Annotated in this window: 24 protein-coding genes; 8 read left to right on the forward strand and 16 right to left on the reverse strand. The window is 49.2% G+C overall.

The window, feature by feature from the left end:
• Nucleotides 1-25: 25 nt before the first annotated feature.
• A complete protein-coding gene (locus tag ACYVJM_RS27105) occupies nucleotides 26-328 on the reverse strand; it encodes a DUF4286 family protein (RefSeq protein WP_461151358.1) in 303 nt (100 codons plus the stop codon).
• A 135-nt stretch (nucleotides 329-463) separates the two neighbouring features.
• Here ACYVJM_RS27105 and ACYVJM_RS27110 point away from each other — a divergent pair, with 135 nt between their 5' ends.
• The gene (locus tag ACYVJM_RS27110; protein WP_461151359.1) at nucleotides 464-898 is read left to right on the forward strand and encodes a cytochrome B; all 435 of its coding nucleotides are present in this window, start codon (nucleotides 464-466) and stop codon (nucleotides 896-898) included.
• Between the two features lie 295 nt (nucleotides 899-1,193).
• A complete protein-coding gene (locus tag ACYVJM_RS27115) occupies nucleotides 1,194-1,739 on the forward strand; it encodes a C40 family peptidase (protein WP_461151360.1) in 546 nt (181 codons plus the stop codon).
• A 50-nt stretch (nucleotides 1,740-1,789) separates the two neighbouring features.
• Here the strand turns inward: ACYVJM_RS27115 and argB are convergent, their stop codons facing one another.
• From argB to ACYVJM_RS27155, 8 genes are all read right to left on the reverse strand, one after another.
• Nucleotides 1,790-2,572 carry an acetylglutamate kinase gene (gene argB / locus ACYVJM_RS27120; RefSeq protein WP_461151361.1) on the reverse strand — a complete coding sequence of 261 codons (783 nt, stop codon included), beginning with the start codon at nucleotides 2,570-2,572 and terminating at the stop codon, nucleotides 1,790-1,792.
• Nucleotides 2,565-3,527, reverse strand: a complete 963-nt coding sequence (locus ACYVJM_RS27125) for an N-acetylornithine carbamoyltransferase (RefSeq protein WP_461151362.1) — start codon at nucleotides 3,525-3,527, stop codon at nucleotides 2,565-2,567. Before ACYVJM_RS27125 ends, argB begins: the two co-directional genes overlap by 8 nt.
• Nucleotides 3,528-3,567: 40 nt before the next feature.
• Nucleotides 3,568-4,701: an aspartate aminotransferase family protein gene (locus tag ACYVJM_RS27130; RefSeq protein WP_461151363.1), complete on the reverse strand. Its 1,134-nt coding sequence runs from the start codon at nucleotides 4,699-4,701 to the stop codon at nucleotides 3,568-3,570.
• Between the two features lie 154 nt (nucleotides 4,702-4,855).
• Complete coding sequence (locus ACYVJM_RS27135) at nucleotides 4,856-5,575, reverse strand: alpha/beta fold hydrolase (protein ID WP_461151364.1); 720 nt, start codon at nucleotides 5,573-5,575, stop codon at nucleotides 4,856-4,858.
• Nucleotides 5,576-5,594: 19 nt separating this feature from the next.
• On the reverse strand, nucleotides 5,595-6,089 hold the full coding sequence (locus ACYVJM_RS27140; protein WP_461151365.1) for a hypothetical protein: 495 nt from the start codon (nucleotides 6,087-6,089) through the stop codon (nucleotides 5,595-5,597).
• A 232-nt stretch (nucleotides 6,090-6,321) separates the two neighbouring features.
• Nucleotides 6,322-6,930 (reverse strand): hypothetical protein, encoded by a 609-nt coding sequence (locus ACYVJM_RS27145; RefSeq protein ID WP_461151366.1) that lies wholly within the window; start codon nucleotides 6,928-6,930, stop codon nucleotides 6,322-6,324.
• Between the two features lie 430 nt (nucleotides 6,931-7,360).
• Nucleotides 7,361-8,593 (reverse strand): ATP-dependent Clp protease ATP-binding subunit ClpX, encoded by a 1,233-nt coding sequence (gene clpX, locus ACYVJM_RS27150; RefSeq protein WP_461151367.1) that lies wholly within the window; start codon nucleotides 8,591-8,593, stop codon nucleotides 7,361-7,363.
• Between the two features lie 293 nt (nucleotides 8,594-8,886).
• On the reverse strand, nucleotides 8,887-9,576 hold the full coding sequence (locus ACYVJM_RS27155) for a ClpP family protease (RefSeq protein ID WP_012925745.1): 690 nt from the start codon (nucleotides 9,574-9,576) through the stop codon (nucleotides 8,887-8,889).
• A gap of 133 nt (nucleotides 9,577-9,709) precedes the next feature.
• Between ACYVJM_RS27155 and ACYVJM_RS27160 the strand changes: the two genes are divergently transcribed.
• Nucleotides 9,710-10,135 carry a helix-turn-helix domain-containing protein gene (locus ACYVJM_RS27160; protein ID WP_297372910.1) on the forward strand — a complete coding sequence of 142 codons (426 nt, stop codon included), beginning with the start codon at nucleotides 9,710-9,712 and terminating at the stop codon, nucleotides 10,133-10,135.
• A 72-nt stretch (nucleotides 10,136-10,207) separates the two neighbouring features.
• On the forward strand, nucleotides 10,208-11,278 hold the full coding sequence (locus tag ACYVJM_RS27165; protein WP_461151368.1) for a M42 family metallopeptidase: 1,071 nt from the start codon (nucleotides 10,208-10,210) through the stop codon (nucleotides 11,276-11,278).
• A gap of 229 nt (nucleotides 11,279-11,507) precedes the next feature.
• On the opposite strand, the gene ACYVJM_RS27170 is transcribed toward ACYVJM_RS27165, so the two are convergent.
• A complete protein-coding gene (locus ACYVJM_RS27170) occupies nucleotides 11,508-14,489 on the reverse strand; it encodes an outer membrane beta-barrel protein (protein ID WP_461151369.1) in 2,982 nt (993 codons plus the stop codon).
• A gap of 42 nt (nucleotides 14,490-14,531) precedes the next feature.
• Nucleotides 14,532-15,368, reverse strand: coding sequence for a GLPGLI family protein (locus tag ACYVJM_RS27175; protein WP_461151370.1), 837 nt, complete (start codon nucleotides 15,366-15,368; stop codon nucleotides 14,532-14,534).
• A gap of 120 nt (nucleotides 15,369-15,488) precedes the next feature.
• Between ACYVJM_RS27175 and ACYVJM_RS27180 the strand changes: the two genes are divergently transcribed.
• From ACYVJM_RS27180 to ACYVJM_RS27195, 4 genes are all read left to right on the forward strand, one after another.
• Nucleotides 15,489-16,238, forward strand: coding sequence for an ABC transporter substrate-binding protein (locus ACYVJM_RS27180; protein ID WP_461151371.1), 750 nt, complete (start codon nucleotides 15,489-15,491; stop codon nucleotides 16,236-16,238).
• Nucleotides 16,235-16,717, forward strand: a complete 483-nt coding sequence (locus ACYVJM_RS27185) for a Uma2 family endonuclease (protein WP_461151372.1) — start codon at nucleotides 16,235-16,237, stop codon at nucleotides 16,715-16,717. The genes ACYVJM_RS27180 and ACYVJM_RS27185 overlap by 4 nt, the downstream gene beginning before the upstream one ends.
• A 99-nt stretch (nucleotides 16,718-16,816) precedes the next feature.
• On the forward strand, nucleotides 16,817-17,848 hold the full coding sequence (locus ACYVJM_RS27190; RefSeq protein WP_461151373.1) for an AraC family transcriptional regulator: 1,032 nt from the start codon (nucleotides 16,817-16,819) through the stop codon (nucleotides 17,846-17,848).
• Nucleotides 17,849-17,874: 26 nt separating this feature from the next.
• Complete coding sequence (locus ACYVJM_RS27195) at nucleotides 17,875-19,314, forward strand: alpha-L-fucosidase (protein WP_461151374.1); 1,440 nt, start codon at nucleotides 17,875-17,877, stop codon at nucleotides 19,312-19,314.
• 20 nt (nucleotides 19,315-19,334) lie between these two features.
• Here ACYVJM_RS27195 and ACYVJM_RS27200 read toward each other — a convergent pair whose 3' ends face one another.
• The 5 genes from ACYVJM_RS27200 to ACYVJM_RS27220 form a co-directional block, all read right to left on the reverse strand.
• Nucleotides 19,335-19,679 (reverse strand): DUF4260 domain-containing protein, encoded by a 345-nt coding sequence (locus tag ACYVJM_RS27200; protein ID WP_461151375.1) that lies wholly within the window; start codon nucleotides 19,677-19,679, stop codon nucleotides 19,335-19,337.
• A gap of 134 nt (nucleotides 19,680-19,813) precedes the next feature.
• On the reverse strand, nucleotides 19,814-21,685 hold the full coding sequence (locus tag ACYVJM_RS27205; protein ID WP_461151376.1) for a proton-conducting transporter transmembrane domain-containing protein: 1,872 nt from the start codon (nucleotides 21,683-21,685) through the stop codon (nucleotides 19,814-19,816).
• A gap of 9 nt (nucleotides 21,686-21,694) precedes the next feature.
• Complete coding sequence (locus tag ACYVJM_RS27210) at nucleotides 21,695-24,190, reverse strand: YbcC family protein (RefSeq protein WP_461151377.1); 2,496 nt, start codon at nucleotides 24,188-24,190, stop codon at nucleotides 21,695-21,697.
• A gap of 814 nt (nucleotides 24,191-25,004) precedes the next feature.
• Nucleotides 25,005-25,691, reverse strand: coding sequence for a hypothetical protein (locus tag ACYVJM_RS27215; RefSeq protein WP_461151378.1), 687 nt, complete (start codon nucleotides 25,689-25,691; stop codon nucleotides 25,005-25,007).
• A complete protein-coding gene (locus ACYVJM_RS27220; protein WP_461151379.1) occupies nucleotides 25,688-26,065 on the reverse strand; it encodes a GntR family transcriptional regulator in 378 nt (125 codons plus the stop codon). Before ACYVJM_RS27220 ends, ACYVJM_RS27215 begins: the two co-directional genes overlap by 4 nt.

A 26,065-nucleotide genomic window follows, 5' to 3' on the forward strand; every position in this document is an offset into this window, starting at 1 on the left:
TGCACAGGCTACATCAAACTTCTTTCTAAGCTTCTTCAAGCAGGGTGTCGAAAGAGATGAACTGGTTACCGAAACGATGTTTTATCCGCTGGCGAAGGGTATCGGCGTGTAATTCGAGGTAGATTTCGTAATCGGTCCGGGTGCTAAAGTCCAACTGGATCGAAAAGGTTACCCCCCCATTGTCGAGTTCGGTAAGGAGTCGGAGCGTTCGGTAACCAGTTGGCAACTCGGTAGCCATGGCGGCTGGCAGAAAGAAGCGTTTCATCCATCGAAGCCAATCTTCGGCAACTTCTTCGGCCACGCTGTAGGTCGTATTATAGAGTATCATCGTAACCCCACAACCAATATATACGGTAAATTGGTTTGAGTGTTGTCAGAAACCGTCGACCGGCTTCGGTTAAAAGTCCTGATTTGGTTGTTTATTTGCCAAGCAAATCAATTTACCTGTTAAATCAACCAAGTTATGTATTCTGGATTAGTACATGCCCACTCGGGGCTTCGCTGGATAGCTCTTCTCCTACTTTTAGTGGCTGTGATCGTTGCCATTGGCAAATGGCAGGGACGTAGTGGTTATACCGACGGCAATCGTAAACTGTACCTGTTTACCCTCATTGCAGTACACACGCAACTGCTGCTGGGTCTGGTGCTCTTATTCATTAGCCCGAAAGTAAATTTCAGTATGCTGAGTGAGAAACTGTATCGTTTCTACAGTGTCGAGCACACCGCCGGAATGCTCATTGCCATTATACTCGTAACCATTGGCTATTCCCGGTCAAAACGGGCAACGGATGCGGTTACCAAACAACGGCTGATCGGTATTTTTTATGGCTTGGGTTTACTTCTTATTCTGGCGTCTATTCCCTGGCCATTCCGTATCGTTGGAGCAGGCTGGTTCTGAGCCTGAACGATTAGCATCTGTATCAAAAGCGGTTTAATATGAACAGTCCTCAATTGGGTTGTGCGTGTTAAACCGCTTTTCTCATATGAGAAAAGCGGTTTCTCTCTAGTATGAACATAGAGTAAAATAAATTTCACACAATTTTCATATGCCACAAATATCTTACTATCAGTGACTTTTAAAGTTTGGCATAGTCTATTAAGCAGAGAGTGTAGAAAATGCTCCTCAACGGGTAGGTAGAACGTAGAGCTTTTGCTACTTTTATGACATGTGATCCCCCTTTAACCTCAACATTATGACGAAAAAAGTGCTCCTGGCAGTAGTTTATATGGCCTCGTTTGGCCTTGTTAAAGCGCAAACTGTACCCACCGTAACGCAAGATCTTACCGACGTACCCACCGTAACGTCTACTGGAGAAAACTTCTACGACCAGATTCCACTCGTTAAAAATGTAATTAGTTTCGCCAAAGATCACCTTTCCATTCGATACCGTTCGGGTGGCACGACAACAAAAGGGTTTGACTGTTCAGGTTTCACTCGCTTTTGCTATAATAAATTCGGGCTTTCCCTCCCCCACTCCAGTGCCGCTCAAGGCCATATAGGCACGCCTATTGACAAACAATCAGCCCAACCCGGCGATTTGATTCTCTTCAAAGGGCATAGTGCATCCGCAAAACGTATTGGTCATGTTGGTCTGATTACTGAAGTAGTAGGCGACCGTATAAAGTTTATTCACTCTGCCTGGAACGGAGGAGTACGATATGATTACCTGCATGCCAGTTACTATCAGCGCCGTTTTATGGGCATCCGGCGGGTCGTTCACCTACTGGCAGAAAAGTAAATTAGTGGCGTAAGTGAAGTGAGTTTACACACTTACGCCACCAACTCCACTCACTTAACTAAAACGGTACCGGCGCCCTGTCTAACGGCTTCGGCTACTTCATCTGCGTGACAGATAATCACTCTGGAAACACCGTTCTCCAGGGCTTTAAACGCGTTGTCCAACTTCGGAATCATTCCTTTATTAATGGCACCACCAGCCTTGTATTCGGCATAAAGTGCTGGAGTTAACTCGTGGATCACGCTGTTATCATCCTCAGGATCTTTCAGCACGCCTTTCTTCTCAAAGCAATAGACCAGCGTTACCTCGTTATGGCGGGCCATGTCAACAGCAATGGCGGAGGCCATCGTATCGGCATTTGTATTTAACAAGTCTCCTGCACTATTGTACGTGATGGGCGCAAAAACGGGCGTCAGGTTCTGGCGCAGGAAAAACTGGATCTGGCCCGAATCGACTTCCTCAATATCACCTACCATACCATAATCAATATCCTTAACGGGCCGCTTTTTAGCCAGTACCGTTCCGGCATCGGCGCCCGTCATCCCAATCGCATTCACCTCCAGTGCCTGAAGTTTGGCTACAATCTGCTTATTGACCAGTCCCCCATAAACCATCGTCACCACCTCCAGCATGGGCTGGTCAGTAATACGACGCCCCTCAACCATGGTCGTTTGAATCCCCAGTTTCTCCGCAACCTGCGTAGCTACTTTTCCACCACCATGAATGAGAAGTTTGGCCGTGGGTATCCTGGCAAAGGCAGTCAGGAATCGTTTCAGGGCAGCAGCGTCATCAATGACGTTTCCCCCGATTTTTATAACTGTAAGTTTATCCATTATACGTCAGAATTTCCTTTAACACCGCCTGAGCCGACCATTCGCGGTTAGCCGCCTGCTCAATAACCAACGATTGTGGCCCATCCAGTACAGCATCCGCTACTTTCAGGTTGCGCCGAACCGGCAGGCAGTGCATAAACTTACCGTTGTTCGTTAGGTGTAAGTCTTCCATCGTTACCGCCCAGGAGGGGTCTTGTGTCAGAACTTGCCCGTAGTGCGTGTAGGATGACCAGTTTTTTCCGTAAATGAAGTCGGCTCCGGCAAAGGCTTCGCTCTGGTTATAGGTTACGTGGGCATTACCCGCAAATTCGGGAGCCAGTTCGTACCCTTCGGGATGTGTTATGATAAATTCAATATGACCGGCGTTTGCACGGGCGTTCATCCATTCGCAGAAGGAGTTGGCAACCGCCTGCGGTAACGGCTTGAAGTGAGGCAGCCACGTAAGGACTACCTTGGGCCGGGCCACAGTCTTCGCTTCTTCAATGGTGATGCAATCGGCCAGCGACTGAAGGGGGTGGCGCGTAGCCGATTCCAGGTTTACGATGGGTACCTTAGCATACTTCGCAAACTGGTGCATAACCTGCTCCCGGTAGTCTTTCTCGCGATCTTTCAGTTCAGCAAAGGCCCGGATACCAATGATATTGCAGTAGCGGCCCATCACAGCGGCTGCTTCCCGAACGTGCTCGGCTTTATCGCCGTTCATCAGCACACCCTCTTCCATCTCCAGCCCCCAGCTATCCTGCCCAACGTTCATGATCATCACGTTCATGCCGAGGTTCTGGGCTGCTTTCTGCGTGCTTAACCGCGTACGCAAACTGGAATTAAAGAAGATTAGGCCAATCGTTTTGTTTTTACCAAGATGCTGGTCGGCAAATGGATTGGCTTTGGCAGCAAGACCAGATTGGATGAGTGCGTCGATATCCGCGACGTCAGCAAGGGAGAGAAAATTGGTCATTGGTACTCGTTAGGCAATTGATCGTTTCCTTCGATTTAAACTAAACTGTCTGTTTTGTTTCCAGAGCCAGCGCTTCCAGAAACTGGTCGGCCTCATCGACACCAATAGCCAGTGATGGCAGCAATCGGATGATCGTTTTACCCGCCACGCCCGTAAACTGTTTGTGTTCGAACAAAAGTGTTTTCCGCAGTACATCGACCGGATAGTCATACTCGATTCCGATCATCAGTCCCCGTCCCCGCAGTTCTTTATAGCCCCCAACCAGACGGATACCGTCCATGAGATAGTTGCCCATCTTCGTCGCATTTTCCATCAGGCCCTCCTCTTTCATGATGTCCAGCACGGCGATGGCCGCCGTACAAGCCAGGTGATTGCCACCAAAGGTTGTTCCGAGCAAGCCATAACTCGCCTTAAACTTGGGCGAGATGAGAATACCTCCAATCGGAAATCCATTGCCCATACCTTTCGCCATCGAGATAATATCGGCTTCAATACCGCTGAACTGGTGTGAGAAGAACTTCCCCGACCGGCCATACCCGCACTGAACGCCGTCCAGAATGAGTACCGTACCTGTCTCGTCGCACCGTTGGCGGAGTGCCTGAAGAAATTCATCGGTTGCTACCTGTATTCCCCCAACGCCCTGAATACCTTCAATAATTACGGCGCAAGTATCGGTCGCAATACCTGTTCGGGCGGCTTCTACATCATTGTATGGTAGAAACGTAACGTGCTGGTTATAATTGACTGGAGCAACAATTGCCGGATTATCAGTAGCGGCTACGGCACCGGCGGTGCGACCATGAAACGACTTGGTAAACGCTACCACTTTAGTCCGCCCGTTATGAAACGAGGCCAGTTTCAGCGCATTTTCGTTAGCCTCAGCTCCGGAATTGCATAAAAATAAAGCGTAATCCGGATGATCGGACAGAGCGCCCAGTTTATCCGCTAGCTCCTGTTGCAGCGGGATCTTGACCGAGTTAGAGTAGAACGAAATTTTGTTCAGCTGATCGGTCAATGCCTGCACATAGCGCGGGTGCGTGTGCCCAACTGATATGACTGCATGACCACCATAGAGGTCCAGATAACGGGTGCCGTGGGTATCCCAAAGGTAGCTCCCCTTCGCTTTAACGGGCTCAATGTCGTATAGCGGATAAACATTAAACAGCTCTGCCATTCTCTTGACGATATAAACTGATCGGACAACGAATGCTGCCCCTTACGTTCCTATAAATGAGGTGCAAGTTTACGGATAATCGACTTAAAAAGGGCTTAAAACATGAAAAGGAAGCTAAATCAGCTTCCTGCTTAAACTCGATCACGCCAATCCGTTAAAATTGTGCAGCAAACGCCCGAAGAATTTCCGTCGATTTGATTGGTTGCTCAACCATGCTCAAATGGCCGGCCTGTTCAATGGTGGCTAACTTGATTCGGCTGGACAGTTCGGTAAGCTGTGCTGTTTTTTCATAAGGTATAATCTGATCGTCCCGGCCCAGCACGAGCAAAACAGGAAAATTGACATTGCGCAAAACAGTCGTCCGGTCGGGTCGGCCGGCAATGGCCTTCATACCGGCAATAAGCGCTTCGGCAGGCAGATCTTTGAACTGGTTCTCCAGTGCTTCTATCCGTTCCGGTGCATAGGACGGAGCCACCATTTTCGCCATTTGTTTATGAATAAACGGTTGCGTTCCGGTAGTCTGCAACTCCCGAATAACCTGCTGGCGAGCTTGTCGTTTGGCCTCGTCGTCGGCGGTAGCGGTCGAATGGTACAAAACCAGCCCCTGCACCCGATCCGGATGCTTTTCAGCAAAGGCAAGAGCCGTGTAACCGCCCATCGAATGACCTGCCAGAATGACTTTTTGGCCATCGGTCAACGCCAGTTGGTCGTAAAGGGCATCGGCATAAGCCTCAATGGTAGTGAGGTGAGTAAGCCGGGAAAAGTCTGGCTTACTCATCCGAAAGTCCAAAGCCAAATCGGCGTAGATACCCTCCCAAATGGAAGCATCTACGCCGTGGCCATGGATGAGACAAAACAAGGGGGATTGGCTCATTCCAGTTGATAAGAATTACTTATGAATTGATGACGCCAAGCAGAACCAGCACCAGACCAACCACAAAACCGATACCGCCGATTACACCAAGTACGCTGCCACCGCCCAGAATGAGCAACAGCAAACCGACAATACCAATGATGATACCCAGCCGTACGTTGCTGTTCATCGCCTTTGTCTGATCGGGGGCAACATGGTTTTTGATCTTTTTGTCCATTTTCTTGAGCATGGTACGCTCCATCAGGGACATCTTTTTGGTTGAAGCCGCGTTCGTGGCGACAGTTGCTTTCGTCGTTGTCGTTGCCAACATCTCATTTAACCGCTCCATACGTTTTGCCAACTTTTTGTTCGAAGCCAGTTTATTATCATTCCGAACATAAGCGTCGACCTGCTTTACGGCCTCTTTGGTTTGGGCAAGCTGCTCATTAACCGACGCAGCGGGGGCTGCCATAGAAACGGCTACAGGCGATACTTCGGGCTGAGCAACGTCAGCAGGTGTAGAAGCCACAGCCATTTCAGGTTGGGCCGACTTAAAACTTTCACGCGCACTTGGTTGGAAATAAGCCACTGGGCGGCTGCAGGATGATAAAATAGCTGTTCCTAAAAGAGCAGCAAAAAGATGCTTAGACAACGTGTTCATAAAGTATGGTTTAAAAAATGGATGATTGAAATAACATTCCTAACAACTTCAACTGAGTTCGTTTGTTAAGAGATTGACGAAAATTTTGGCTGTGGCTTCCCGGCCCTTATAATAACCCGATCAGCAGGATCACCGCACCGACCAAAACAGCTACCAGACCAATTGTCGATGCCGTACCCGAGGTTAGCACCAGCAGCAGCAATCCAATGATGACCAGCACAGCACCTGCAGCTAGCGTACCCCGGCTCGACATGGTTTGATCAGGATTGGCAGGAGCCAGTTGTTTGCTGATTTTTTTGTTCATCTTCTTGAGCATCATCCGCTCCATCAGATTCATTTTTTTCGGTGCATTGGTTACCTCAGGCGACGCAGTTGCTTTAGCTGATGTAGAAGCCAGCAACGTCCGCACGCGGTTCAGGCGCTTTTGAACTGTTTTGTCAGCACTTAATTTGCTATCATTCCGCACCAGCGCATCGACCTGATCGATTGCGGTGTTGGTCTGCACAACCTGTTGGGCGGGCGTTACTACGGGCTGATTAGAGGTGATGCTTTCAGTAGCGGGAGCAGCCTGTTCAGAAGCAGCCACGGGCGCAGCAGTTGATGAAACCTTTGTAAAATGTTCACGGGCGCTTGGCTGAAAATACGCTACCGGACGGCTGCATGAAGAGAAAATAGCGACTCCTAAAAGCGCAGTGAAAAGATGTTTGGAGAACATACGCATAGTGTATGAATTACATGTGAACGTTTGAGTTATCACACTCATGAACTAGAACGTCTTTCTTTTGTTGGTGAACAGAATAAAAAAAACAAGTTGTCTGATCATCCAGCACCTATTTAACTTTCGTCATCTATTTCAGAGGCTCACGTTGATGGGAGTTATTTACATTTTTCTTATCCGAACCGTTAACTCTTTTTAATCGCCAGAGAGGTGCACAACTAATTGATTATAAACCGTATAAATAAATTAAACTCCACATCAATACACAGCAATCTACGGGCTTTTTAATTATTAAAACTTCATAATTTATTCTATATATTTAATAGATTAATTAAACTAAACGTCAAAAAAATAATTTCTCCAACTGAAACGGCCTGCCCTCAATAATGAGGGCAGGCCGTTTCAGTTAATGCAGTTTCTATAGAAATTAGGCAACGGAACGAAGTTGGTATGTCGAGGATTTGCCAAACTTTTCTCGTGCATATTCCAGGTTAACGGTCAACTCGCTGACGCCCGTTTGGGAAGGCATTTCAAACATGGCATCGGTAATAATGGATTCACAAATTGAGCGTAATCCCCGCGCTCCAAGTCCGTACTGTAATGCCTGATCGACAATATAATTAAGGGCGCTGGCGTCCCAGTGCAGGGTAATGCCCTCCATCTGGAAAAGTTTATTGTATTGTTTTGTAATCGCATTTTTTGGCTCCGTCAGAATCTGCATCAACGCGTCGCGGTCGAGCGGTTCGAGGTGAGTTAATACGGGTAAGCGGCCGATCAATTCGGGAATCAAACCAAACGACTTTAAATCCAGAGCGGAGATATACCGCATTAGATGCCCGCGCTCAAACGTATCATTCAGCCGACGGTCGCCGGAAAAACCAATGGGACGGGTGTTAATCCGCTTGGTAATATGGCGTTCGATACCGTCAAAAGCGCCCCCACAGATGAACAGAATATTTTCGGTATTAAGTGCTATCAGGCGCTGATCGGGGTGTTTGCGCCCGCCCTGAGGGGGCACGTTTACAACCGAACCTTCCAGCAATTTTAGTAAAGCCTGCTGAACACCTTCACCACTCACATCGCGGGTGATACTGGGATTGTCCGACTTACGGGCTATCTTATCGATTTCGTCAATGTAGACAATGCCTCGTTCGGCCGCTTCAACATTATAATCGGCAGCCTGCAACAGGCGCGTCAATATAGTCTCCACATCTTCACCTACGTAGCCTGCCTCTGTGATCACTGTGGCATCGGCAATACAAAACGGCACTTCGAGAATTTTGGCAATCGAACGGGCCAGGTAGGTTTTGCCCGTGCCGGTTTCGCCCACCATGATGATATTCGATTTCTCAATCGTTACATCATCGTTCGTCTTGGGCTGCATCAGGCGCTTATAGTGATTATAAACGGCTACCGTTATTGATTTTTTTGCTTCATCCTGACCAACAACGTATTGATCGAGGTGCCGCTTCATATCAATTGGCTTTATCAGGTTGATATTTAACTCCGTGGGTTCGCTCTTTTTGGGGCGCATTTCTTCCAGCACAACCTGATGCCCTTGTTCAATACAGTAGTTACAGATGTGTGCGTCGATGCCCGATAGGAGCATCATTACTTCATTTTTGCGTCGTCCGCAGAACGAGCAACTGATTTGTGGCATGAACGGTTGCAGAGTAAATTGGCTGGGGTTTAACAGATTATAAAGATGACGATCCGTCTACAAGTATGGTATATTTAAACAGTTCTTTAAACGACTTTGTTAGGCTAATTTCGATAAAAAAGACTCGCCGAGCCAGAGTTAATGAGGAATTACAAAGTTATTGATTGATGGGTAAACGCCCAAGACATATATTTCAACCTTCCCGGTCAAGTCTTAATTGTACTTAAAACGAAGAACGCGAGAATCAGTTGATTTTCGCGTTCTTCGTTTCGATGTAAAAAGCGTATCAGAAATTACTTCTCCCGGCGCAGTACTTCGTCGATCAAGCCGTATTCTTTCGCTTCTTCGGCCCGCATCCATTTGTCACGATCCGAATCTTTCTCGATTTCCTCAACGGTTTTACCGGAGTGATGCGCCAGAATTTCATATAATTCAACGCGCAGTTTAACGATTTCGCGAGCGGTGATCTCGATATCGACCGATTGTCCCTGCGCACCGCCCGATGGCTGGTGAATCATGACACGGGCGTGTGGCAGCGCCGAACGTTTGCCAGCGGCACCACCTGCCAGCAATACAGCACCCATCGACGCAGCCAGGCTGGTGCAAACGGTTGCCACATCCGGCCGAACGTACTGCATGGTGTCGTAGATACCTAAACCGGCGTAGACAGAACCGCCGGGGCTGTTGAGGTACATCAGGATATCCTTTTTAGGATCAGCCGACTCCAGGAAGAGCAGCTGGGCCACAATGATGTTAGCGATGTTGTCGTCAACGGGCAGACCCATAAAAATAATGCGGTCGGCCATAAGGCGCGAGAACACGTCTACTTCGCGGAAGTTCATGGGGCGCTCTTCAATGACCGAACGGGTCATGTTTTCAACGCTATGATTCTGGACAGTGTGCTTCACGTAACCGTCCACCGTCAGGCCGTTAAGACCCATGTGATGCACGGCGAAATTGCGGAATTCTTTTTCGTAATTCATAATTGGGTTTACTTCTTGATTTGAAAACCAAGAACGCTTGGTGTAAGTTCGAGAATTGTTTCGTTACAAAATTGCGTTATCATCACGAAAAACACTGTCAGTTTTGGTTTAGATTTTATCGTTGTTACTTGATATGAGCACTATCTCCAATCGTGGCCCGGCCGAAAAAATACGCTTACAACGGCTACAACGCGGTTTATCGCAGGAAAACATGGCCGATTTACTCAATCTGTCCACAACGGCCTACGGCGATATTGAACGCGGCAAAACTGACCTGACCCTCTCCCGGCTGACCCAAATAGCGAACGTTTTGGCTATTTCACCCCTCGCCCTCCTCACCGACGACGTTGTTTCGGCACAGGTTGTGGAGGAAAAATCCGAGGAACTGGTCAGTCATGAACTGGAGACACTTCGCCTGGTAGTCGAGAAACAACAACTGGAACTGGACAAGCTCCGGCTGGAAGCCGACTACTGGAAACGCAAATACGACGACCGGATTGCCATGGAAGTTCTGCGTTCAATGGGCGTTGAGCAGAAGCGGGAACGGATTGGGTTTTGATATTTTTTCCCTTTACTTTACGAGAAGGGCGTGCCTATTTTGGCCTTGCTCTTATCCTAATTAAACTTCGTAATGAACGAACAAAGTAAAAGTTTCCTCTACAAGTACTTAAACAATGCCTCCCCCACCGGCTTCGAATCGTCGGGGCAGCAGATTTGGCTGGATTACCTCAAACCCTACACCGATGAGTACATTGTCGACACCTATGGCACTGCCGTTGGCGTGATCGGACCGGGCAAAGACTATAAAGTCGTTATTGAAGCCCACTCCGACGAGATCTCCTGGTTCGTCAATTACATCTCTGACGATGGCTACCTGTTCGTCCGCCGAAACGGAGGTTCCGATGCCCTCATTGCGCCGTCGATGCGGGTGAACCTGCATACGAAAAAGGGCGTAGTAGAAGGCGTTTTCGGCTGGCCTGCCATTCACGTTCGCGATCTGGCGAAAGATACGGCTCCCAAAGTCACGGATTTGTTCATCGATGTGGGTGCCGCTACCAAGCAAGAAGTGCTGGACATGGGTATTCACGTTGGTACCGTCTGCACCTTTACCGACGGATTGATGGAGTTGAACGGCCGCTATTACGTTGGACGGGCACTGGATAACCGCATGGGTGGGTTCATGATTGCCGAAGTGGCACGGCTGTTAAAGGAAAATAACATCACCCTGCCGTTTACGCTGTACATCGTCAATGCGGTTCAGGAAGAAATTGGCCTGCGGGGGGCCGAAATGATTGCCCGGCGACTCAAGCCCGATCTGGCCATTTGTACCGACGTAACCCACGACACACAGTCGCCTAAATACGACAAGAAAGAACAGGGTGATCTGAAATGCGGTGGTGGGCCCGTTTTATGTTACGGCCCGGCCGTTCAGAATAATGTACTCGATTTCATGATCGGCGTGGCCGAACAGCAGGGAATTGAATTCCAGCGGCAGGCTGTGAGCCGTTCGACGGGTACAGATACCGACGCTTTTGCCTACGCGACGGAAGGTATTGCCTCCGCCCTGATCTCACTACCGCTCAAGTACATGCACACCACCGTCGAAACGGTGCATATGGACGATGTACAGAGTGTCATCAAACTCATGTACGAAACGTTATTGGCATTGAAGGGTAATGAAGATTTCCGGTATATAAAGTAAAATAAGTACTCAAGTCTAAATAGCTTAGGTCATTTTTTGTCATGCTGAGGCACGAAGCATCTTCGGGAATTGAATTGATGTTGCTACCGAAGATGCTTCATGCCTCAGCATGACAAAAAATCTCAATCGAGAATACGCTAATGTAAATTAGCCGTAGTACTTGGATACAAATGAAAAATGGAGTTAGTCTTTGTGCTAACTCCATTTTTCATTTGTATCTCAAATAAGATTACCCGTTCCGGCGAAAGCCTCCCCCCTGCCCGCGCTGGCCTCCCCCGTTTCGCTCCTGGAACGGATCTCGTGGCGCCGTAACGCCCGCACTGAACCGGCGCAGGTTATACACGAAACTGACCATAAAATAGCGGTTCAGCACACGGCTCCGCACTTCTTCCGTATACGTGTCGGTCACGTTCCGAACAATACTCTGATTCTGGTTCAGCAAATCGAATGCCTGGAAGCGCAGTTCTCCCTGATTCTGCTTGAACAACTGCCGGGCCAGCGTAGCGTTCCAGAGTGTATACGACTGGTTAAAATTAGCCGAGTTGCCACCGTAATGATTGAAGTAAACGTTTGTAGAGAAGGTAAACTTCAGCGGCAATTGGTAGTAGACATCGAGCGTAACCGTCTGATTCAGGAAAGTAGTGTTCTGCTGGGGCTGTAGCGAATACTTCGCCGATTGCCAGTTGATGTTCCCCGACAGGTTCAAGTCCAGTTTCTCCGTAAAGTTCGAACTCAGACCAACCCCCTGACCAATCAGCCAGTTTTTTGCCTGGTTAGACTGGTTGTTGATGAAGCTCGTTCCCTGGTTAAAAGTCATGTTTGTCGAGAGGTTCAGGTTGGTTTTCTGCGCACCCAATTTAAGCGGCCGGCCGAAGACCAACGATCCGTTCACCGTGTAATAGCCATTTGTATTGACGGGAATTGTAGTCTGCGCACCTGATCTGTCGAATACCGTCGAGTTGACAATTTTGTTATCCGTTCGGCTGGCGTTCAGAAAAAGAAACATGTTCCGGAACGTAGCAGCATCGAACTGGTTGTAGTTCAACGACAGCGTGTGGCTATATTCCGGCTGCAAATTGGCGTTACCTAACTGAATGTTAAGCGGGTTCGTGTTATTGGCTACCGGTTGCAACTGATTCACCGACGGCGCATTGATACGGGTTCGGTAGTTGAACCGGAGCCGCCGACTTTTGGCAAAATTGTAGGTCAGCAAGGCATTGGGCAACAAGTTCGAAAACGTTCGATTCAGGTTCGTTTCCCGGCTTAGGTTATCGGAGTTGAGGCTGGCCTGCTGCGCATCCAGACCAAACGCGTAGGTGTATTTCAACCGCCGGGTTTGCCACGTCAATCCACCCCGATTGGTTACGTAGTCGTTCACAAAATTGTTGCTCAGGAATGTATTCAACAGATCGTACTGGTTCGTCAGCCCATTGAAATCATTCACCGCCCGGTTCGACGTATTATGATTATCAGACAGGTTGTAATGAAATTCAAGTGTCTGGCGCATAGACAACGGCTCCGTATAACTCACGTTGATAGTGTTGGTCATCGAATGCGTTTGCTGATCGTTCCGCTGGTTAATGGTCTGTGTAGTAATGCCTGTTAGCGTATCTTTTGTTATAATACCCGACGTCAGGCTAGTCGAAGAGCCGTTGAATTGGTTGACCGATTTGTTAATCCCTTCGTTGTCCTGGTTATTGAACGCGATGTTCCAGTTTACGGAAAAGCTCCGGCCTTTTTTCTGGAATTTGCGAAAAAGCAGCAGTGAGTTATTGCCGTTAAAGCCACTACCGGTTGAGTTATAATTGGTCAGGCTCGAGTTGGCCAGCACGCCTTCGTTGGTAATTGTTCGGGCCTGGCTCTGGTTGCTATACGTCGAATTTTGCCACGACAGATTCGGAATAACCCGGATCGTTGTCATGGAATCAATACGATAATCGAGCCGCAGGTTGGCCCGGTGGTTGGTATTGGTGTTGTCAGAACCGTTGGTCTGGTCGCGGACAAATCCGGCATCGGGGCGCGTAATCACCGTACCGGCGGTACCGCTCGGAATCACGTTTTCCCGGTGACTTTGCTGGTTAGTGAGGGTGTTGGTATTACTGGCGTTGTAGCTGCTGACCACATCAATCTTTTTACCCCAGCCGTCGCGGTAGTTAATACCGGCCGCCCACGATTGGGTGATCGCATTGCTCCCCACCTGACCGGCACCATTCCCGCTGCCGCCACCGGCGCCACCGCGCACCACGTTGCTGCCACCGCCACCGCCCTGCCCTTGTCCGGCTCCGCCAAAGTTATTACCAAGACCCAGATCCGAGGCCGTAAAACCCTGTTGGTTCACATTGTTGGCCATGCCCAGCATGGAAATCTGGCGGCCGTTGTTAAACCGGTTAAAGCTCACCCGACCCGAGTATCTCGCATCGTCGCCCAGTTTTGGCCCGGCACCAATGGTCTGCTGACCAAACGAGCCTTTCCGCTTGTCTTTCTTGGTCGTGATATTGATCGTTTTTTCCCGGTCGCCATCGTCCACACCCGAAAAGGCCGATTGTTCCGAAGCCTGATCGAAGAGTTGTACTTTGTCGATGATGTCGGCGGGAAGGTTTCGGGTCGCCATTTTGGGGTCATTGCCGAAGAAGGGTTTGCCATCCACCAGCACTTTCGTAATAGCCTGGCCCTGCGCTTTCACGTTGCCATCCCGGTCAACTTCTACCCCCGGCAGTTTCTTCAGCAAATCCTCTACCTGCGCATTGGGCCGGGTTTTGAACGAACCGGCGTTAAATTCCAGTGTATCCCCTTTTACAGCGATGGGAGCCCGTTCGCCCTGCACAGATACTTCAGTCAGCGTTTGCGACTGAGCCACCAGGTCAATGGCACCAACATTTGGCGAAGGGTCGGTTTTGGTAACCGCAACCCGACGGGCGCGGCTCCGATAACCCACATACGTAACTAATATGCGATACTGCCCTTCAGCTATTTTCGGGAACGAGAACCGGCCTTCCCCATCGGTAATCCCGAAGTTCACCAGAGAAGAATCCTTGCCCGCTAATAGTGATATCGACGCTTCGAGGAGTGGTTTTCGGGTGAGCGAGTCCACCACCTGCCCGCTAATCGTACCCGGTGACTGTGAAAAGGATTTGATATTAATGAATAATGTACAATGAATACCGATCAACAAAAATCGAGTCAATTGCTTCGCAGTCAATAAGTTCATCATTTTTCATTATACATTTTTCGGTGTACCGTATTCATTACAAACTTAGTTCTGGCCCCGCATGGGCATGTTCTGCATCATCTTCTGGCGAAAATCGGCCATACCTTTCCGGCGTATGTCTTCCATCTCTTCACTCGAAACGGCTTTTGCCCCTTTCGGTGGCTGTACGCTGGCTTCGGCAATGGCTTCCATCGAGACGCCGGTCGCTTTGTAGGATTCGGTGTCCGATTCTATTTGCAACACTACGCCTTTTGGAGGGGTGAGATCGGCAACGGGCGAGTAAGTAAACGGCAAATCTGTGGTGTACCAGATGGTATACGTTTCTTTCCGGCGGGTTGCCGTTGCTTTGTGGCAGGTGTAACCCGCAATCTTTTTCGTTTTATCGGCCGTTGTCCAGTCGGTGGCCGCCGGCATGGGTTTTTCGGAACGGTACGTGTCTGTCACCACACTATCTTTCTTCACCATCAGCACATCAATGCGCTGGCGGTTAGCCAGATCGAGGAAGGTTTGTTGTTCAAATGGTGGGGTCATCCGCATGGTCCGGGGTCGTCCCTCGCGGTTTCCGCCCGTGCCATCCGATGGCCCGTCGCCCATTGTTCGGCGCATCATCATATTCTGCGGCCTGTCACGTTCTTCTTTAGCCATTGTTCCGGCAAATACCAGTTTCTGGGTAAACGAAATGACATCGGGCACACCTTCGGGCGCATCGGGAGCTCCCGGACTTCCGGGCCGAACTTCCTGTCCGTTAATAACCATCCGCATTTGTGAGCGGTCAAACTGACGCATACCTTCGTAGGTGATTTTACCCGAAACCGGCGTCTGGCCGTACAGCGTCGTAACGCATAAACCGGCGGCAAGAAAGGTGAAAATGGATTGTCTCATGGTGAATGAAGGATTCTTTGAGTAAACGTTGCACAAAAATTTCAATTCCTTTTTAAAAGTTTCTTAAAAGCTGTGAAACAGCCGCTGAGTTACCTTTTTCGCTCGCTGAACGTCTGATTTATGACCCCCAAACGCATTATTTCTGTCGTCCCATCTCAAACAGAATTGCTCTTCGAGCTTGGCCTGAATGATGAAATTATTGGTGTTACCAAATTCTGTATTCATCCTGTTGAACAGGTAAAAGCCAAGGTCGTAGTTGGTGGTACCAAGACGCTCGATCTCGATAAAATTCAGGCACTGGAACCGGACTTTATTCTCGCCAACAAAGAGGAAAATACCCGTGAGCAGATTGAATTGCTTCAACAACGGTATCCTGTACATGTTACGGATATGGCAACGGTGCCTGATGCCGTCAGCATGATCCGGGAGGTGGGAACGCTGGTGGGTAAATACCGGGAAGCCCAAACAATGGCTCAGCAAATCGAGACTGGTTTGCTGCCCCCGCTTCCACCCCTGTCTTTGTCCGTCGCTTATCTGATCTGGCGGAAACCATACATGGCAGCGGCCAGTGGTACCTTTATCGATGCCATGCTGACCACAGCAGGTTTCACCAATGCATTTGTCGATAAAAGCCGCTACCCGACAATTTCGCCAGAGGATTTACAAAAAGCACAGCCCGATCTAATCTTCTTATCTTCGGAGCCTTATCCATTTGCCACTAAACACATGGCCGAGTTACAGGTCATTTCTCCCTCGGCGCGGGTGCTGCTGGTCGATGGCGAGGTGTTTTCCTGGTACGGGAGCCGGTTGTTGCGGGCGTCCAACTATTTTAAGAAATTGCATACCGAACTAAGCCGGCATAACGTATGATTACCGACATCTCCCAGCTTGACCCAAACGGCACCTATACCTATGCCGACTACCTGAAGTGGCAGTTTGACGAAAGCATCGAGTTGATAAAAGGCAAATTATATCGAATGTGGCCCGCGCCGAAGCGAAAACATCAGGATGCGTCCGTCAACCTGGAGTTTGCGTTACTAAAGTATTTTGACGACAAGCCATGCAAAGTTTATGATGCTCCTTTCGATGTGCGCTCACCCGTATTAAATGAACGGAAGCCGGATCAGTTATACACGGTTGTTCAACCCGATATTTGTGTCAATTGCGACCTCAGTAAGTTAGATGATGATAGCTGTTTAGAAGCACCAGACCGGGTTATTGAAATTCCCTCTCCGCAGACAGCCAAGAGTGACTTTAACGAACAATTCAACCTCAATGAAGAATCAGGTGTGCGCGAGTACCGGATTATTCAGCCAAAAGAAAAAGCGGTAAACGTTTATGTCCTGTAGAATGAAGCATATGCATTAGTGGATGTGTATGAATCCGGTGAAATCCTCAGTTGTATCTTTCCAGATCTTATTGTTTCTCACGAACGCATTTTCCGATAGATGTTTCCCCGTTCCGATACGCTCTCTGTTGGTTCCATCAACCTCATTCTGTTTGCCGCCCGCCAACAGGGAGCGGATACCGATGCGCTGGCCCGCGTAGTGGGTATCGACCCGACTCAACTCCACAATCCGGACGGACGGCTGCCGATCCGGAAGGTACAGGCCCTCTGGCACGAAGCGGTCACGGTTACCGGCGACCCCGCCCTTTCGCTTAAGCTGGGTGAGATGGTAAACCCGCTGGCCATTGGCGTGCTGGCCTACGTAATGATGCATTGTCAAACGCTCGGGCGAGTTTTCGAGAAGCTTTGCCAATACCAGGATATTGCCTGCGAAGGCATCCGAACAACGGGGCAGCTCATTCCGGCCAATGACAACTCGGGCGCAACGTATAGCCTGTCGCTGCACATAACCAGCCCCGATATCATCTACCTGGATCATACGTTTAACTCCGAATTTTCGGTTTATCTGTCGGTTATTCGTGCCCTGACGGGTCAGCGGCTGACTGCGATTGAGACACGGTTTGCCTACCCACGCCCGGTGGATACCCGTGAACATGAGCGCGCCTTGGGCCCTACAAGCCTTATATTCGATGCCCATGAAACGGCCCTGATTTTCGATGCGTCTCTACTCGATACGCCGGTCCTCAATGCCAACCCCAGCCTGTTTCCGCTGTTCGAGAAACACGCCAGCGATATTTTGAATCAGCTACAAACCCCCTCGCTCAAAAGCCGCGTGAAAGCTGAAATTGTTTCGATGATGAAAGGCGAAGAACCCACATTGGCCAGTATTGCCGACCGGCTGGCAATGGGCATACGAACATTGCAACTTCACCTTAAAGAATCAGATACGTCGTACCAGCAGCTCCTTGATGAAACCCGAAAAGAACTGGCCATCGGCCACTTGCGTGAGCCAAACCTGAGCACGACAGACATTGCCTATTTGCTGGGTTTTGCCGAACCGAGCGTCTTTTTCCGTTCCTTTAAAAAGTGGACGGGCCAAACGCCGGGTGCCTACCGGCTGGCCTATGCCTAACATAATACCATTTAACTAACCTGTATATGAAAAACCGATTTACCCCCATTCTCTTCAGCTTGCTGATTTCCCTATCAGCGCTGGCCCAACAGCACTCCGAGCAGAATCACGATAAATATGTCTGGCCAAAAGATGAACTGGTGAAGAAAAAACTGGCAGGCTGGCAGGATATTAAGTTTGGTCTGCTCATGCACTGGGGCACTTACAGCGAGTGGGGCGTGGTAGAATCGTGGTCGCTCTGTCCCGAAGATGAGGGCTGGTGTGAGCGTAGAGGCCCTTATGCCGCCAACTGGTTTGAGTATAAAAAGGCGTACGAAAACCTGCAAACGACTTTCAATCCAACCAAGTTTAACCCGGAACGCTGGGCCAATGCGGCAAAAGGTGCGGGCATGAAATACGTCGTTTTCACCACCAAACACCACGACGGCTTTTGCATGTTCGACACGAAGCTGACGGATTACAAGATTACCGATAAGAAAACCCCGTTCTCATCGAATCCACGCAGTAACGTCACAAAAGAAATTCTTGGCGCTTTCCGTCAACAGGGTTTTATGGTCGGCACGTATTTTTCCAAACCCGACTGGCATACGGAAGATTATTGGTGGACCTATTTTCCTCCGAAAGATCGCAACGTTAGCTACGACCCTAAGAAATACCCCGACCACTGGAAGAAGTTCAGCGATTTTACGTACAACCAGATCGAAGAGCTGATGACCGGCTACGGCAATGTCGATATTCTGTGGCTCGACGGCGGCTGGGTTCGTCCGGCAAGCACCATCGACTCAACCGTTAGCTGGCAGCGCACCATTCCCTACAGCCAGGACATCAACATGGCGCGTATTGCCGGCATGGCGCGCCAGCATCAGCCGGGCCTTTTGGTTGTCGACCGGACGGTATCGGGAGAGTTCGAGAATTACGTTACACCCGAGCAATCCATCCCCGACCATTACATGCCCATTCCGTGGGAAAGCTGCATTACCATGGGCAATAGCTGGTCGTACATACCCAAAGAGAATTTCAAACCCGCTCGTAAACTGGTACAGACATTGGTAGACATTGTGGCCAAAAACGGGAATCTCCTGCTCAACATCGCTCCCGGCCCCGACGGCGAATGGCACGAGGAAGCGTATCAACGATTGCAGGAGATTGGCAAATGGATAACCGTAAACGGCGAATCCATTTACGGCACTAAACCGCTGGCGCCCTATCGGCAAGGTCAATGGGCCTTTACCTCGAACAGCAAAGCGGTTTATGCCTCTTATCTGCCCAAAGAGTCTGAGCAACAGCTTCCGGCCAGCATTTCGCTGCCGGCGCTATCCGTTGCCTCCAATGCCAAAGTAACCATCCTTGGCGCATCGCAGGCATTGAAGCTAACCAAAACGAAAGACGGCTTTAGCGTTGTCGTTCCCGAGAAGATTCGCCAGCAATTGGCAGGTCAACCCGTTTGGGTGTTTAAAATCGGCTGATCGGGCATCCTGATACTGGCCTACATCGTTTCAAGACTGGTATGTTTAAAACTATCGGCGTATTTCAGGCCGTAGCCTGCCACGCGGTCCATGCTTGAGTGGGCAAAAAGAATAATACCGGCCAGCATCAGATACTGATTACCCAACGCAAGACCAACCAGCCCAATGACAATGCCAAGTCCCTTGTGATGTGCGATGTTGTACAATACCGCGCCAATGGCCGGATTGATCAGGTAGCCGATCATGCTGATGTCCGGGAGCAGAAGCAGCGAAGGAAACCACCACCAGGCGAAATTTAGGCGGGAGAACAGGTAAATAGCGGCCAGGAACTGGATTAATTCTTCGGATTTCAGGAGCGTTTTCATGGACTTGTTCGACGTTTAGTACATGACAAAGGTCCGCTAAAGGCCCGGCGGTGTCGCTGACCAACAACGCAAATCGACTGACGAATCACGAAAAAGTTAAGTAATGTACCGGAGCACATGGCTCCGGTATTTGATCAATACGACCGATACGCCATTTCGTACATCGACTTCTCGTAAGGGCCGAGAAATATCCGGGCATAAATACGGATGATGGCCAGCCCGTCGATGATGAAGCTCAGCGAAGTGAAGAAGGCCAGCACAGCCTGGTTTTCGTGAATATGGGAAAACATCAAATCTTCACCAATGAACGTTGGTGTTATCGGAAAGCCCGACACGCCTAAACAAGCCAGCAGAAACAGGAACGCCAGCCGGGGGTACTTATGCGAATACCCATGAAACTGCTGAAGGTTAAGGCTTTTCTCGGCCGACTTCAGACGACTCAGGCAGACGAATCCAACAATACCCGCTACAAAAACGCCACTCAGGTATAGTAATCCCTGCGACGAGTAGTTGAATTTTTCGTTGAATGAAATGGCCAGAACAACAAAGAAATGATTGAAGATGGTCAACAGCCACGCCATTCGCGCCCGATTTCGTTTCGTAAACGATTTCAGTACCATAACCACTGCCGTAAATGAAAAGGCGATGGGCAGGCAATCCAGCACCGGCTCAGGAACAAGGTTGCGATTGTAAAGGCAGAACAGCCCAATTAAGTAGAACGGCACAAAGACAAACAGGAGCGTATTCAGGGTTATAAAATCAAGCAGGTTACCCACCCATTTTAACGGATTCCATAAGTACCGGTAGAGGAACGAATCTAAATTCCATTCCTTAATGCCAAGCATATAGAACGTATTGGCAAGCTTCTTCGGCAGGAAATCTTCCAGCGACCGCTGCGAAGGATAAAACGTATAAAACTGCTCCCGAATCAGGTAGCTCACGACCGATGGCGACACCAGCAACTGATAGGTCCTCAGAAAAGCATTTCCGGCAAAGTGAAACATGGCCAGACTCTCAAGACCAAGCGCCACCTCAATAAACATCAGCCCGATCTGCGCAATGGACGCATAGGCAATCTGCGCTTTAATAGACGACTGCACCCGCGCGATACCCGTCGAGACAACCGTTGTGATCAAACCCAGGGCTACAATCAGGATGCGTACCGATGTCTGCTGTTCCCAGAATGGATAAGTTCTCAACAACAGAAAAACGCCCAGATGCACAGCCAGCGACCCGTAAAATATGGCGCTGGACGGCGTAGGCCCTTCCATAGCACGGGGAAGCCAGGACGAAAAGGGAAGCTGCGCCGACTTGGCCGCAGCCGACGCCAGAATCATGAGCGATACAAAAACACCGATAAAGCTATGCGTTTGCAGATGCTCGTGTACCAAAGCGTAATCGCCAAGTTTAATAAACGTAATATTTTCGTGCCATAGGTGGTGGCTCATCCACATAGCCAGCAGCAAACCAACGTCGCCGATTCGGTATACCGAAAACACTTTCACGGCATTTTTTACCGGTAAGTACTTGTTCCGGTAGAAGGCAATCAGCAGGAACGAGGTGATGCCCAGAATTTCCCAGCCAATGAACAGCGTCTCGAAATTACCGGCAAAAATGGTGGTGTTGTATCCGGTATAAAAGAAGAGAATCGTCGCAAAAAAACGCTTGTAGCCAGTTTCGCGATGGAGATAGGCCCGGCTGTAAATGGTTACCAGAAACGTAAGAATAGCCCCGACGAACAGGTAAACAGCAGTGATTCTGTCGAAGTAAAAATCGATTAGAAACTCATAATTACCTGAGCTAAGCAACACAATGTCTTTGAGATTAAGCTCCGTTCGACTTGTGATTAGCCAGTAGACCAGGAATCCCATCGACAGCGCAAAGTGCGAACCAACGATAACAAAACAGGTCGAGGAAATAACCTTTTCCTTTTTCTCGGGAATCAATAACAGAAGTAGAAACCCGAGAACAGGCAATAAAATAAAAACTTGAAGAAATGATTCCATGCGTTAATCTTAAGAAAGTAGGTAAACAGGTAGGTCTTCCTGGTGTTTTTCAAGCAGTGGGGCTATGTCTTTAATCGTGTCTACATGATGAATCATGGGCTCGTAGGGTGCAAATGCCCCTTCTTTAAACACGAAGAACTTCTGCGTTTCGGGGTCTACAACCATCAGATGTACCCATTCATTAATGAACCATTCGTAAGTCGCATTCGACTGCTTGATAACGTCCAGCACAACCTGAGGAAACTGTTCGATAATGAAAAACATCCGAACGGGATCATGTACCTCAATCATCTGGCTGGGTAATCCAGGCCGTAAATCGCCATCCATTCCGTTGGCTACCCCAATCAGGCCCATCACGTTGTGGGGCAGTTTGGTTCCGGCTCCCAGTTGCTGATTGTCGACCCTCGAAAAGAAATATTCGAGGTTGATGCCCCCACATACGGGCGCGGCTGCTTTCAGGATATTGAACAGGTATTTGCCATCGGGATCCACGCGGTAATCATACGAGTTCAGGAACGACCGGCGGTCCAGGAACAAGCCTTTTGTGAGCGAACGACGGCCCACAATAGTGAGGGCGTTGGTGGCGTGGTTTAGTTCGGGGCGCGGCTCGAACAACGACACCGAACGCTCCCGAACTCGCTCGTGGATTCGCTTCAGACTGGCGCGACTGTCGATCGACTCAAAACGTCTCGACCGTTCTTTGGCGTTGTAGTCGAGTGCTTTTTCGAAGGTTTTCTTGTTTTGCCTGTGCTTCTCAAGATTCTCGGGTGTAAGAGATGCTTCGTCGAAAAAAGCAATCTCATCGCGGGTGGTATCGTGTAGCGCACCCATAAACTGGGTCGTTTCCGGAATAGGCAGCCCGTTGGCACTCAGTATAGCCCTTACTTTTGGATGATTGGCCATGTACGAGATAGCCCGGGCGTTTACAGAACCCGCCCGGCCCGAACACGCGCCACAGTCGTATGCGGCATAATGCGGGTTATTTACACTGCTGGCACCGTGGCCAACTACGTAGACAACAGAAGCAAAGTCACTGACCATGCCGATGCTTTTCAGTAGCCCCTCAACCCGCACCGCCATTTCATCGACGGAGTAACCAATTTGCAGCCCGTTCTCCTGATCTTCGGGCTTCTGGTTCTCAATCGTGAGCTTCGAAAGATGGTCCATATGCTTAAAGGACGAAGCGGCTGCGGGGGTCATGGTGGGCTTGAAGATGTTCGCAAACAACCGTAGCGCAGCCCAGAAGCCCAACGTTTGAGAAATCAGCCAGCCGCTGTGAAAGGAGTGCGCGTGCTTGTTGAAGTGTACGTCCTGTTGCCGCTTGTTCTTCGAATCAATCTCTTTGATGAGGTGCTTTGGAGAAAGCGGAACCGGACAGATTTTGGTGTAGTATTTCCCTTCTTCGGGCTGAAAAAAACAATCGATACCGAAAAACCCCGGCGTACCAAACGTTTCGCAGGAATGGTCCAGATCCTCCAGATAACGCCGAAAGGAGCACTCCCGATCGTCGATGCAGAACATGGCCTGAAAACTCTTATTGGCAATAACAGACTCATCCCTCTTCTCCAGTTCAAGGCCGGCAATAACCTGATCGTAATAACTCCACTCGAAGGCTTCCTGCCAGATTGCCAGCACATCACTCAACTCCGTATCCGGCACATCGGCGAAGAGCGGAACCGGTGTGTGCGTGAGCCAGCTCCGCATAGGTGTCCAATCGTTTCCCAACTGGTAGTTTATAGCGTCGATTTCCAGGAGTAATTCAAAGACAATCAGGGCGTGAAGGGATATCTTACGCGTATCCAGCAGCGTTTGCGGCAAATCTTCAATTACGGCTACCATTCCCGACCAGCCCGAATGCGCAAACTGCTGATCGAATAGATATTGTTCGTAAAGCGATTCATCTCCAACGAGCTTGTTCAGCAAGGCGTTGAGGCTGCAGTCGCCATGCAGGAAAAGGTCTTTTGCGGCTTTTGTTCTGAACACGCTGGTGAAACTGGTTTCCTCCATCTCGCGCATGGACGATAGAAAATCCTTATCCCGAACCGGGAAGTTCCAGATCGAAATGCCCTGATCGAGGTAGCTGCACAGAATCCGGAACAGCAGCGGGTGAACCAGCGAATCCAGGTCAATATGGTGTTCTTTTTTCCAGTTAGCCCGCAACGAGCCGATTCGGGGCAGAAAAGAGGTTTTATAGGGTTTGTTCAGCACCTTCTGCGACCATTCTGCCGCCAATTCTGTCCCCTTGTGCTGAATGATGATCCGTTGGAGCACGTCTTTCCGGATTCGCTGGGAGGCAAAGAACGACCGGTATTCATTCAGCGAAAGCAGGGTTTTATACCCGAATAACTCAGATGCTTTGTGGAGTGCCTTGTCGAATCGTAAATCCTGAAACGAGTGTAGCGTATTATGATGAACAAAGTCCTTCAACGGCGCCTGAGCGGGTAGATAGTGCCTCAACTCATGAAGCACGTGGTGCTCATCAAAAGTAGAATTGTGTGTTTTCATAGCGAATGAACGAATGCATCGGTGGGCTTCCAATCAGTTAACAGTCACCTGACGTGGCCTGACCAGAACTTAGTAAATGAATGAGCCAATCAACTATTGGCTAAGGTGAACAATACAGTGTGTATATACAGACCAAATAGAGCGATTCATTCCGAAAAGCCCATTGGCACTCGTAAATGTTGTGTATTCAATTTTTCGTACCGGACAAATAGGTTCAGCCGTTGCCATGCAGCAACCAGCGTGTTTGTCGGATTTACGTGAGTAGAAAAGAAAAGCAGAATCGAAAAAGGAGTAGAGAGGAAAAGCGAATTATCATCAGAACTCCCTTTTCCGATTACCAATGATCCAGTCGATACGGCATCGGCTCATGAAGAGCTGTTGAGCAGCCTAAACCCAAAAGTTTACGCTTTTTACGTATAGTCTGTAGCTCTACTAAGTGACCTCTTTCTATTGTGATGTATAAGTTAAGCGGATGAATGGTACTGAGCCAAACTTTTTCATGGCATTTTAATATGGCTCTTGACATTCCGCAAAAGAGTCAATTTTATCTTAGTATAAGTAAATTTTGTTTAATTTATTTTTAATCGCTTTAAGAAGTGTTTAAGCAAGCTTAAAATAGAGACCCTATGTAAGGTTAGTGAGCGCTTGTTATAAAATATATTACCTGATCGCTCACAAAAAGCGGGTGTCCATGTATGAGACGAACTCTATACATGAACACCCGCGAATCAATTCCTATTTATTCACGAAACGTATGGCGAAATCACTGCACCCTTGCCTATAAACGTTAGCTCGCTATTCGGCCAGTAGGCGATTATTTTACCCACTTCAAAGCTCTGCCCCGTAACTGGATCTCCGCTTTAGAGGAAACTTGCTTGGTAAACGTATCGATTTCGCTATCATTCAGTTGTACACCACTGGAGTCCTGCACGACCGCTGCCAACGATTTGTAATGATCCGCGCCTACGACGGCAAAGCTGTTCTGACGGGCGGTCAGTTGAAATAGTCCGTTAACCCCCAGCTTATCCGTTAGTAACCGACTGTTTTGTAACGATACGGCCAGTTGTTCCGGAATGAACTTCCGTATGGTCAAACGTCCGTTAGCGATCTGCAAACTTTCTAAATATGGCATCCGAAGTACCAAACCTGTTGCTAATGGATACCCTATGTCATCATGCGGGTTACGGCTCTCTCCTTCGTAGTCCATCGTAAAGGTGACGAATAACGTATCGCCCTGCTTCCGGGCCTTATAGGAATTTGCCATATTCGGCCATATCATTACCTGAGCTGTATCCTTGACCGGCTCAACAATGATTTCGGCAATTGGGGCGGCTTCAATGACCAGATGCTTCGCTACCGGTAACGCCCGATGCGCGAAGTCCTGATAGGGATCGCTCCAGTCCAGTTTATCGTATTGTTGTTTAAGCAGCACATCGCTCGCCACCATGCCCGACAGGGTGATGATGGCCAATACCGCCAGTAGAATATGACTTGTTTTCATTGCGCGTTCGTTGGGGCGTTTATATAGTCTTCGTAACGGGTTTCAATTTCGCGGAGGTCGATGCCCAGCAAGGTCAGGTTCTTAAAAAATAAAGGCAGATCGTTCTGTAAAAACTGCTCGCGTCGATAGGTTCGGATCCTATCGACGGCGTCGTCGGCGGCAAAGTAGCCGATGCCCCGTTTGTTGGCAATAATCCCCTGCTGATTCAAAAACTCGTACGTTCGCATAACGGTGTTTGGGTTTACTTCCAGATCAGCCGCCAGTTCGCGCACCGACGGAATCTTCTCGTTCGCCGACCAGTGTCCCAGCAGTATCTGCTCACTTACATGCTCGGCGATTTGTAGATAAATGGCTTGTTTGTCTCGAAAATCCAT

The sequence above is a fragment of the Spirosoma pulveris genome, from assembly GCF_054781875.1.